We start from the raw sequence: 9,976 nt of genomic DNA, 5'->3' as shown, positions 1-9,976 counted from the left end.
CTGTTCACCAAGCCCGAGGAGTACCCGACCGACGTCTACGTGCTGCCCAAGCACCTCGACGAGAAGGTCGCCCGCCTCCACCTCGACGCCCTCGGCGTCAAGCTCACGACGCTGCGCCCCGAGCAGGCCGCGTACATCGGTGTCGAGGTCGAGGGCCCCTACAAGTCGGACCACTACCGCTACTGAGCACACCCGCCGAGCAGCGGCACGAAGGAAGAAGGAGAACCGCCATGGCGAACCCGACACCGCACACGCGCCCGGCCGACCTCGTCCCCCGTGCCTGGCGCGAGGCGCTCTCCATGGCCGGCGCGGGCCCGGACCCCGGCCGGGGACAGGACGGCGATCTGACGGCCGCCGCCCTGCGGGCCCACCGGGCACTGTCGGCCGGCTTCGGGCACAGCGTCGGCTTCACCGCGCTCGGCCCGGGCGGCGACAGCGTGCGCGGCCTCGCGGCCTTCCTCGCGGTGTACGCCGCCGAGCAGCGGGCCGCACAGGAACTCGGCATGGCGGCCTGAGGGCGCCGGCCCCGCACAAGGAGGAGGACGTGTGAGCCGGGCCGAGGAGTTCGAAGAGCTGCGGCCGCTGCTGTCCGCGATGGCCCATCGGATGCCCGGTGACGTGCACGAGGCACGGGAGGTGGTGCGCGAGGCCGGGCTGCGCCGGGACGACTCCCCGGCGCAGCCCGCGACCGCCAGGGGATCCCTCGTGGCCGCCGCCGCCCGGATGTCGGCCGACATCCGGGCGGCGGCCGGTGCGCACCGGCCGCCGCACGAACCCCCGCCACCACGGCAACGGGCCGGGGGAGAGGACCCGTTGCTGACGGCGGCCCTGATGCTGCTGGAGGAACTGTCCCCCCTGGAGCGTGCGGTCTTCGTGCTGCGGGAGGTCCTCGGCTGCGCCTTTTCCGAGATCGCCTCGGCCCTGGGCTGCTCGCAGACGGCGTGCCGTCAGCTGGCCGACGCCCTGTGCCCGGCGGGCGAGGACGGTGCCCGGGCCGCGCGGTGGCCCCGGCGCATCGACGGCGCCGAGAACGTGGCCCGGGCGCTCGTCGCGATCGTCCCGCCGCTCAACCGCGTCGGCATCACCCTGGAACACCACCGCGCCGACGGCCGCCCCGGGGCCGTCTTCCGCGACCGCGACGGCCGGGACCTCGAGGCCGGGATGCTGCTCGACATCGCCGACGGACAGGTCCGCACGATCCGGCTGGGAAACAACCCCACCCCCGACTCCGCCTGAACGGAGGCCACTTCATTGAACGGGACGAGGAGAGCCATGCGTGGCGCGAACACATCCTGGGCGCGGGCCGCGGCCATCGCCGCGATCGCCGGCGCCCTGACGGCGAGCGTGCTCCCGGCCCAGGCCGCGCCCCAGGCCGCGCCCCGGTCCGCGGCGCGCTCGCACGCGCCCGCGGCCGTGGTCGTGGCGAGCGGCCTGCACAACCCGCGCGACGTCCAGCTCCAGGCCGACGGCTCGCTCCTGGTCGCGGAGGCCGGCAGCGGCCCGGACACCCCCTGCACGACGCCGGGCACCCGGTGCTTCGGCTTCAGCGGCTCGCTGTACCGGGTCAAGGGCCGTGCGCGGGGCCGTGTCGTGACCGGCCTGCCCTCCGAGATGGGCGTGCGCGGCGACGGCACCACCGCGGTCAACGGGGCGATCCAGGCCGAGGCCGCGGGCGGCGGCACCTACCGCGTGGTCTACGGCCTGAACGGCACCCCCGCGATCCGGGCCGCGCTCGGCGCGGGCGGCGAGGCGTTCGGCACCCTCAGCACGGCCGGCGGCACCGTCCTCGGCGACCTGGCCGAACACGAGGGCCGCTACGACCCCGACGCGGTCGAGGGCAACAACGAGGTCTTCTCCAACCCGCACCACTTCGTCAGGGACGGCAAGGACTTCCTGGTCACCGACGCCGCCGCCAACGACCTGATCCGCGTCCACCCCGACGGCACCACCACGACCGAGTTCGTCTTCCCCGACAACACGCTGCCCGCCGCGTCGGACGTCCGGGCGGCGACCCCGGCCGGCCGGGTGCAGGCGGTGCCGACCGGGATCGTGCGCGGCCGCGACGGCGCGTTCTACCTCGCCGACATGGGCGGCATGGTCCAAGGACTCAGCCGCATCTGGCGCTACGTGCCCGGCAGCGCGCCGACCGTCCTGGCCACCGGTCTGACCGACGTCACCGACCTCGACCTGGATGCGCGCGGCGATCTGATCGCCCTGTCCTACGGCAGCAGGAGCGGATCCCCGCCGGCCGACTCGGGGCCCGGCTCCCTGACCCGCATCGACCCCAGGAAAGGCACCCTGACCACGATCGACACCGGCGGCCTGCTCAAGGAACCGGCCGGCCTCGCCGTCGGCCCGGGCGGCGACATCTACGTCACCAACCACACCCTGGGCACCGGCGGAGAGCTCCTGAGGTTCCCCGCCCGCCGATAGCACCGCCGGGCAGGACGCCGTACGGCACATCCGCCCGCCCGGCGCCCCCCCGACAGCCCGGACGGAGCGGGCGCCCGCGGCCGGCCGCGGGCGGGCGGAGAACCAGCCGCCCGCCCCGCTCCCGTACGCCCCCAGGACGCGACCACCCCGAGGACCCCGCCCGGCGAACCCCCGGGGCCCCGGCCCGGACACCGCGCCGGAACCCCGGGGCCCGGGCCGGGTGCACGGCGGGCCCGGGCACCCGGCCCGGTGAATCGCGGCCCTGCACGAGCGGCCCGCTCCGCGGCGTGCCCGGAGCGGCTCACCCCCACCGACCGTGCGGGCGCCGACGCCGGCCGCCGCCACCGATCGGTCGGCCGCGCCCGGTCGACGCCGTCCACGGCGCGGACCACCCCTTCGCGTGGTCCACCGGCCCCGCACCCGGCGCCACCGCCACCGCTCCGGGCGGCCCCGGGCCACGGCCCGTGCCGGGCCGCCCCGCCCCCGGCTCTCCCGCCCGCGCCGCCCGGGGCCGCATCCGGAGACCGCGCCCGACGCCGCCACCGAGCGCCGCCCCGCGGCCGGCCCCGACGCGGCCGGCGAGCGCCGCACCCCGCACCGCGCCCCCCTTCCCGACCCCGGGCAGGCCGTGCGGGCGGTCCCGTCCCGGACCGCCCGGGCCCCGGGCCCCGAACCGAGGAACTGAACCCATGACCGGCATCCCCCCCATCGCCCCCTACCCGCTGCCCGGCGAGGGCGACCTGCCCGCACCCCGGGTGACCTGGACCGCCGAACCCGGCCGGTCCGTCCTGCTCCTGCACGACATGCAGCGCTACTTCCTGAAGCCGCTGCCCGACAGCCTGCGCCAGGACCTGGTCCGCGGCGCGGCACAGCTGCGCGAGCGCTGCGCCGCGCTCGGCGTCCCGGTCGCCTACACCGCCCAGCCGGGCGGCATGAGCGACCGCCGACGCGGCCTGCTCAAGGACTTCTGGGGACCGGGCATGCGGCCCGCGCCCGAGGACCGCGAGGTCGTCGACGCCCTCGCACCGGCCGACGGCGACTGGCTGCTCACCAAATGGCGCTACAGCGCGTTCTTCAGGACCGGCCTGCTCCAGCGGATGCGGGCCGAGGGCCGCGACCAGCTCGTGCTGTGCGGCGTCTACGCCCACATCGGCGTGCTGGCCACCGCCGTCGACGCCTTCACCCACGACATCCAGCCGTTCCTCGTCGCGGACGCCACGGCCGACTTCTCGCAGGAGGACCACCGTTCCGCGCTGACCCGGGCCGCCGAACTGTGCGCCCGGGTCACCACCGCCAAGGCGGTGTTCGCATGAGCGCCGGCGACCTCCTGGACGCGGCGCTCGGCGGCCGTCCGCAGGCGTTCGCCCTGCTGCACCGGCCCGGCGCCACCGGCCCCGGCGTCATCGAGGTCCTCACCGGCACGGTGTCCCACCCCGCGACACTGGCCGGCATCCCGCTGGCCCCCACCGCGCCTCCCGGAGCGGGCGCACACCACGAGGTCCTCGCCGTCGTCCCCTACCGGCAGCTCACCGAACGCGGCTTCGCCTGCGCCGACGACAAGACCCCGCTGGTCGCGATGACCGTCACCGGGCAGCAGCGGCTGCCGCTCGCCGAGGCACTGACACGCATCCCGCTCACCCCGGCCACGCTGGAGAACGGCGCCTTCGACATCGACGACGCGGCCTACGAGGACCTGGTGCGCCGCGTCGTCGAGGAGGAGATCGGCGCGGGACAGGGCGCCAACTTCGTCATCAAACGCACCTTCACCGCCGACATCACGGACTTCGGCCCGCACAGCGCCCCGGCGCTCTTCCGCCGCCTGGTGGAAGGCGAGTCGGGCGCCCACTGGACGTTCCTGATCCACACCGGCACCCGCACCCTGGTCGGCGCCTCGCCCGAACGGCACGTCAGCCTCGAGGACGGCACGGCCGTCATGAACCCCATCAGCGGCACCTACCGCTACCCGGCGGGCGGCCCCGAGCTCGAGGGCGTGCTGGAATTCCTCGCCGACCGCAAGGAGAGCGACGAACTGCACATGGTCCTGGACGAGGAACTCAAGATGATGACGCGGATCTGCGACACCGGCGCGCGCGTCACGGGCCCCTACCTGAAGGAAATGGCCAAGGTCGCGCACACCGAGTACTTCATCGAGGGCCGCACCGACCGCGACGTGCGCGACATCCTGCACGCGACCATGTTCGCGCCCACCGTCACCGGAAGTCCCGTGGAGAGCGCCTGCCGCACCATCCGCCGCCACGAGCCGGGCGGCCGCGGCTACTACAGCGGGGCCGCGGCGCTCATCGGCCGGGACGCCGGCGGCGGCCGCGTCATGGACTCCGCGATCCTCATCCGCACCGCCGACATCTCCGACCGGGGCCGCGTCGGCATCGGCGTGGGCGCCACGATCGTGCGCCACTCCGATGCCGCCCGCGAGGCCGCGGAGACCCGCGCCAAGGCCGCGGCACTCGTCGCGGCCCTGGGCGGCACCGGGCCGCGGCGCCTGGCGGCGCACCCCAGCGTGCGCCGGGCCCTCGCCCGGCGCAACGACACCCTGGCCGGCTTCTGGCTGGACGACGCCGCGGCCGGCCCCCCGGACCTGCCCGAACTGGCCGGGCGCAGTGTCCTGGTGGTGGACGCGGAGGACACCTTCACCCACATGCTGCAACGGCAGCTGCGTTCCCTCGGCCTGCGGGTGAAGGTCCGCCGCTTCGACGACCCGTACGCCTTCGACGACCACGACCTGGTCGTCATGGGCCCGGGGCCGGGCGATCCCCGCTTCGCCGCCCACCCCCGGATGCGGCACCTGCACACCGCGGTGGACACCCTGCTGCGCGAACGGCACCCGTTCCTCGCCGTGTGCCTGAGCCACCAGGTCCTCGGACTGCGGCTGGGGCTGCCGCTGACCCGCAGGGCCGTGCCCGACCAGGGAGTGCACCGGCGGATCGACCTGTTCGGCACCACCGAACAGGTCGGCTTCTACAACACCTTCGCGCTGCACACCGGGCGCGACGAATTCCTCGCCCCCGGCGTGGGCCCGGTCCGCGTGAGCCGCGACCCGGCCACCGGCGAGGTGCACGCACTGCGCGGCCCCGGCTTCGCCTCCCTGCAGTTCCACCCGGAGTCCGTCCTGACTCGAGGCGGCCCCCGCATCCTGGCCACGAGCCTGGCCGGCCTGCTCGCCCCGGCAGGAACACCGGCCCGGGTCTGACCCCCCACGAGCCGCGGACGGCACCGGACCGGCGCCGCCCACGGCGCGCACCGGCCCCGCCCGCCGGGCGCACACCCGACCGGTGTCCGCCCGGCGGGCGGGGGAGACCCCCTCACCGGGGGACCACCACGAGCGGGAGAGCCGATTGCACACCTACATGGTCGTCGACGCGTTCGCGCGCCGGCCCCTGACCGGCAACCCGGTCGCCGTGTTCTTCGCCGGCGACGACCTGAGCGCCGGCCGGATGCAGTGCATCGCCCGGGAGATGAACCTCTCGGAGAGCACCTTCGTGCTCGCACCCCGCACCGCCGGGGACGACGCGCACGTGCGGATCTTCACCCCGGTCAACGAACTGCCCTTCGCCGGACACCCCCTGCTCGGCACCGCCGTCGCCCTGGGCCTGCGCACCGGCGCCGCCCGGCTGCGCCTGGGGACCGCCATGGGCACCGTCCCCTTCGAACTGGAGAAAGTGGGCACGAAGGTCGTCCAGGCCCGGATGCGCCAGCCGGTGCCCGTGTGGGAGCCCTTCGACCGGACCGGCGAACTGCTGGCGGCCCTGGGCGTCGACACCGTGAGCGTGCCGGTGGAGATCTACCGCAACGGCCCGCGGCACGTCCTCGTCGGCCTCGGGAGCGTCGAGGCCCTCACGGAACTGGAACCCGACCACCGGGCGCTGTCCCGGTTCCCCGACATGGCCGCCAACTGCTTCGCCGGGTCGGGCACCTCCTGGCGCAACCGCATGTTCTCGCCCGCGTACGGAGTCGTGGAGGACGCCGCCACCGGATCCGCCGCCGGGCCCATCGCCATCCACCTCGCCCGGCACGGCCTGGCCGCCTACGGGCAGCGCATCGAGATCACCCAGGGCGTCGAGATCGGCCGGCCCTCACCCATGGGCGCCCTCGTCCACGGACAGGGCGAGCAGGTCGACTCCGTCGAGGTCTCGGGCAGCGGTGTCGTCTCCCTCGAAGGACTCCTCCATGTCTGACCCCTCCCACGGCCGCGGCCGTTCCGAATCCCTCACCGCCACGGTGGACACGGACTTCCCCGGGTACCGCACACCGCCCGCCGACCCCGTCGCCCTGCTGGCCTCATGGCTCGAGGAGTGCGACGCCCAGAAGGTGCGCGAGCCGCGCGCCCTGGCCCTGGCCACCGCCGACACCCGCGGCCGCTCCTCCTCACGCACCGTGACCGTCGCCTCGGTGACGGATGCCGGACTCGTCTTCCTCACCCACGCCGACAGCCGCAAGGGCCGCGAACTGGCCGAGAACCCCTGGGCGTCCGGCGTCCTGTACTGGCGCGAGACGGGCCGGCAGGTCACCCTGGCGGGCCCCGTGCAACGGATGCCCCACGCGCAGGCACAGGCCCGCTGGCAGGCGCGGCCGGTGTTCACCCACGCCATGAGCACCGCCTCCCGCCAGAGCCGGCCGCTGGAGAGCCTGGACGATGTCGCCCGGCTGCGCGCCGCGGCCCGTGAACTGGCCGCCCCGCCCCGGCCGCTGCCGTGCCCCGACCGGTTCGCGGCCTATCAACTCCTGCCCGAGGAAGTGGAGTTCTGGGCCAACGGCACCGACCGGCTGCACGAGCGGCTGCGCTACGACCGCGACGCCCAGGGCTGGCGCAGCAGCAGGCTCCAGCCCTGACCGCGCCGGTCAGGAGGCGGGGACCGCCTCGACGACCGAGGCGTGCGAGGAGGTGTCCAGGACCCGCACGGTCCTGAAGCCGGCCGCCTCGAGCAGCGTCTCGTACTCGCCCAGGGTGCGGCCCCGGCCGTTGAGGACCGTCATCATCAGGATGTCGCCGGTCTTGCCCGCGTGCGGCTCGTTGCCCGCCGGGATCAGGGCGTTGACGACCAGGAGCCGGCCGTGCGCGGGCACGGCCTCACGGCACGTGCGCAGGATGCGTACGCAGTCCTCGTCCGGCCAGCTGGCCAGGACGTGCTTGAGGAGGTAGACGTCGGCGCCGGCCGGCAAGGAGACGAAGAAGTCCCCCGCCTCGGCCTTCCAGCGCCCGGTCAGCTCCGGCACGTCCAGGACGTGCCCGGCCACCACCGACGCCAGGTCGACCAGCGTGCCCGCCATGTGCGGGTTGGCGCGCAGCACCGCCCGCAGCAGACCGCCGCGCCCGCCGCCCACGTCGACGGCGGTCCTGAAGCCGCCGAAGTCGAAGGCCTCCACGACACCGTTGCTGAGCGCCTCGGAGAACGCGGCCATGCTGGAGTTGAACGCCCGGCTCAGGTCCGCATCGGCGGCGACATGGTCGTAGAAGGGAACGCCGTACACGTTCTCGAAGGCGGTGGTGCCGGTGCGCACCGCCTCGTGCAGCTGGGCCGCGGACCGCCAGAAGACCGGCTCGCCGCGCACCAGGACGTAGTCGCGCAGCGAATGCTCGCCGTCCGTGCGCAGCGGCTCGGCGAGCGCGGTGAGGTGGAAGCGGCCCCGTTCGTCCTCGCGGAAGACGCCCTTGGTCGCCAGGAACCTCAGCAGCCGGTACAGATACGGGCCGTCGAGCCCCGCGGCCCGGGCGAGCTCGCCAGCCGTGCGCGGGCCGGCCGCCAGATGGTCGGCGAGGTTGAAACGGGCGGCGCTGTGCAGGGCCGCCGAGTACAGGTATCCCAAGGAGAGCTCGAGCAGTTCGTCCGTCACCTGTGCGGTGCCGGAGGGCGGTGGAGCCTCGGCGGCCCCGGGGCGGACACCGGCCATCGGCAGGATCCCCCTTATTTTTCTCGGCCCCGCGGGACGCGCGGGCGCGTGGAGCGGGCACGGGGCCCGGCACGGACCCCCTCAGGCTCCCCGCGCCCCCTGGCATCCGGCTCGAGTCCCGCTGGGGCCGGTGCCGCGGGCCCCAGCGGGCGTCGAGCCGGATCCGAGCGGCGGCGGCGAGGATGGGGCCGACCGCCGCGCTCGCGCGCCACCACGCCGCTGGGAGACCTCATGGCCGAGGCAGCACCGCAGGGCTTCACCGACGCCACCGCACTGCGCCGCAAGAACCGTGCCACCGTCGAGAAGTACCTGGCGGACACCAAGGGCCCGGCCCGCCTGCGCCGCCACGAGCTGTTCACCGAGCACGGCAGCGGCGGCCTGTGGACCAACGACACCGGGGCACCCCTGGTCATCGAGGGCCGTGACCGGCTGGCCGAGCACGGCGCCTGGTCGCTGGAGTGCTTCCCGGACTGGGAGTGGTACAACATCCAGATCTTCGAGACGCAGGACCCGAACTTCTTCTGGGTCGAGTGCGACGGCCACGGAAAGATCCGCTTCCCCGGCTACCCCGAGGGCACCTACGAGAACCACTTCCTGCACTCCTTCGCGCTCGACGACGGAAAGATCGTGCAGAACCGCGAGTTCATGAACCCCTTCGAGCAGCTGCGCGCGCTCGGCGTCCCCGTACCCGAGATCAAGCGCGAGGGCATTCCCACCTGAACCGACCAGGGGGGAACGGCCCGTGCCCCCCCCGAGGAGGACACCTTGGCCACCCGACGCAGTGTGCTCGGCGCAGGAATCGCCGTCGCCTCCACGACCGCCACCGGGGCCGCGCTGATGCCCCTGGCCGCCGCCCGCCGCGCCGAGGCCGCGGACACCCCGGCGCCGGCGAACAGCACCACGGCCCCGGCCGTCGAGCCGTTCACGGTGCCCATGCCCCTGATACCGGTGGCCCGGCCGGTCTCCACCGCCGGCGGCGTGGACACCTACGAGAGCACCACCCGCAAGATCACCAAGGAGATCCTGCCCGGCATCCGGACCGAACTGCTCACCTACGACGGCCTCTTCCCCGGCGCGACGATCAGAGCGTGCAGGAACCGGCCCGTCGTCCTCGTCCAGCACAACGGCCTGGACGTGCCCATCTCCCGCCACCTGCACGGCGCCTCGGTGCCCCAGGACAGCGACGGCGGCCCGATGGACACCATCGCCCCCGGCGACACACGCGTCTACCGCTACCCCAACAAGCAGCCGCACGCCTCCCTCTGGTACCACGACCACGCCCACCACACGGAATCGGAGAACGTCTACCGCGGCCTGCACGGCGGCTACCTCCTCGGTGACGCCACCGAGAGAGCCCTGCCGCTGCCGCGGGGCCGGTACGACGTGCTGATCGCGCTGCGCGACGCCGACTTCGACGCGAGCGGACAGCTCCTGTACGCGATGGGCGACCGCAGCCGCAACACCCTCCTGGTCAACGGCGCGCCCTACCCCTACTTCGAGGTCGCCGCCCGCAAGTACCGGCTGCGCTTCGCCAACACCTCCAACATGCGTTTTTTCGAACTGCGCCTGGCCGACGGCGGCGACCTGGTCCAGATCGGCTCGGACGGCGGACTGCTGCCCGCCCCGCACACCACCA

General features: G+C 74.6%; 11 protein-coding genes. 10 read left to right on the top strand and 1 reads right to left on the bottom strand.

The features are described from left to right. From CW362_RS41275 to phzG, 8 genes are all read left to right on the top strand, one after another. Window positions 1–186: adenosylhomocysteinase (locus CW362_RS41275; protein WP_206301215.1), on the top strand; the 186-nt coding region annotated here is incomplete at its 5' end. A 44-nt stretch (window positions 187–230) separates the two neighbouring features. After that, window positions 231–515, top strand: coding sequence for a hypothetical protein (locus CW362_RS41270; protein ID WP_103554725.1), 285 nt, complete (start codon window positions 231–233; stop codon window positions 513–515). 31 nt (window positions 516–546) lie between these two features. After that, a complete protein-coding gene (locus CW362_RS41265; protein WP_103554724.1) occupies window positions 547–1,236 on the top strand; it encodes a sigma factor-like helix-turn-helix DNA-binding protein in 690 nt (229 codons plus the stop codon). A 36-nt stretch (window positions 1,237–1,272) separates the two neighbouring features. Continuing rightward, complete coding sequence (locus tag CW362_RS41260; protein ID WP_103554723.1) at window positions 1,273–2,433, top strand: ScyD/ScyE family protein; 1,161 nt, start codon at window positions 1,273–1,275, stop codon at window positions 2,431–2,433. 689 nt (window positions 2,434–3,122) lie between these two features. Then, the gene (locus tag CW362_RS41250; RefSeq protein WP_103554721.1) at window positions 3,123–3,746 is read left to right on the top strand and encodes an isochorismatase family protein; all 624 of its coding nucleotides are present in this window, start codon (window positions 3,123–3,125) and stop codon (window positions 3,744–3,746) included. Continuing rightward, complete coding sequence (locus CW362_RS41245) at window positions 3,743–5,641, top strand: anthranilate synthase family protein (RefSeq protein ID WP_103554720.1); 1,899 nt, start codon at window positions 3,743–3,745, stop codon at window positions 5,639–5,641. Before CW362_RS41250 ends, CW362_RS41245 begins: the two co-directional genes overlap by 4 nt. Window positions 5,642–5,786: 145 nt before the next feature. Beyond that, complete coding sequence (locus tag CW362_RS41240) at window positions 5,787–6,626, top strand: PhzF family phenazine biosynthesis isomerase (RefSeq protein ID WP_103554719.1); 840 nt, start codon at window positions 5,787–5,789, stop codon at window positions 6,624–6,626. Further along, a complete protein-coding gene (gene phzG, locus CW362_RS41235) occupies window positions 6,619–7,281 on the top strand; it encodes a phenazine biosynthesis FMN-dependent oxidase PhzG (protein WP_103554718.1) in 663 nt (220 codons plus the stop codon). Before CW362_RS41240 ends, phzG begins: the two co-directional genes overlap by 8 nt. A gap of 9 nt (window positions 7,282–7,290) precedes the next feature. Here phzG and CW362_RS41230 read toward each other — a convergent pair whose 3' ends face one another. Continuing rightward, window positions 7,291–8,340, bottom strand: coding sequence for a methyltransferase (locus CW362_RS41230; protein ID WP_103554717.1), 1,050 nt, complete (start codon window positions 8,338–8,340; stop codon window positions 7,291–7,293). A 231-nt stretch (window positions 8,341–8,571) separates the two neighbouring features. Here CW362_RS41230 and CW362_RS41225 point away from each other — a divergent pair, with 231 nt between their 5' ends. Continuing rightward, window positions 8,572–9,060: a PhzA/PhzB family protein gene (locus CW362_RS41225; protein ID WP_103554716.1), complete on the top strand. Its 489-nt coding sequence runs from the start codon at window positions 8,572–8,574 to the stop codon at window positions 9,058–9,060. Between the two features lie 45 nt (window positions 9,061–9,105). Further along, on the top strand, window positions 9,106–9,976 hold an 871-nt coding region (locus CW362_RS41220), incomplete at its 3' end, for a multicopper oxidase domain-containing protein (RefSeq protein ID WP_240658325.1).

It is taken from the genome of Streptomyces populi (assembly GCF_002911015.1).
GTDB classification, from domain to species: domain Bacteria; phylum Actinomycetota; class Actinomycetes; order Streptomycetales; family Streptomycetaceae; genus Streptomyces; species Streptomyces populi.
The sequence above is the reverse complement of the archived record's forward strand: the minus strand, read 5'-3'. Positions and strand labels throughout refer to the sequence as shown.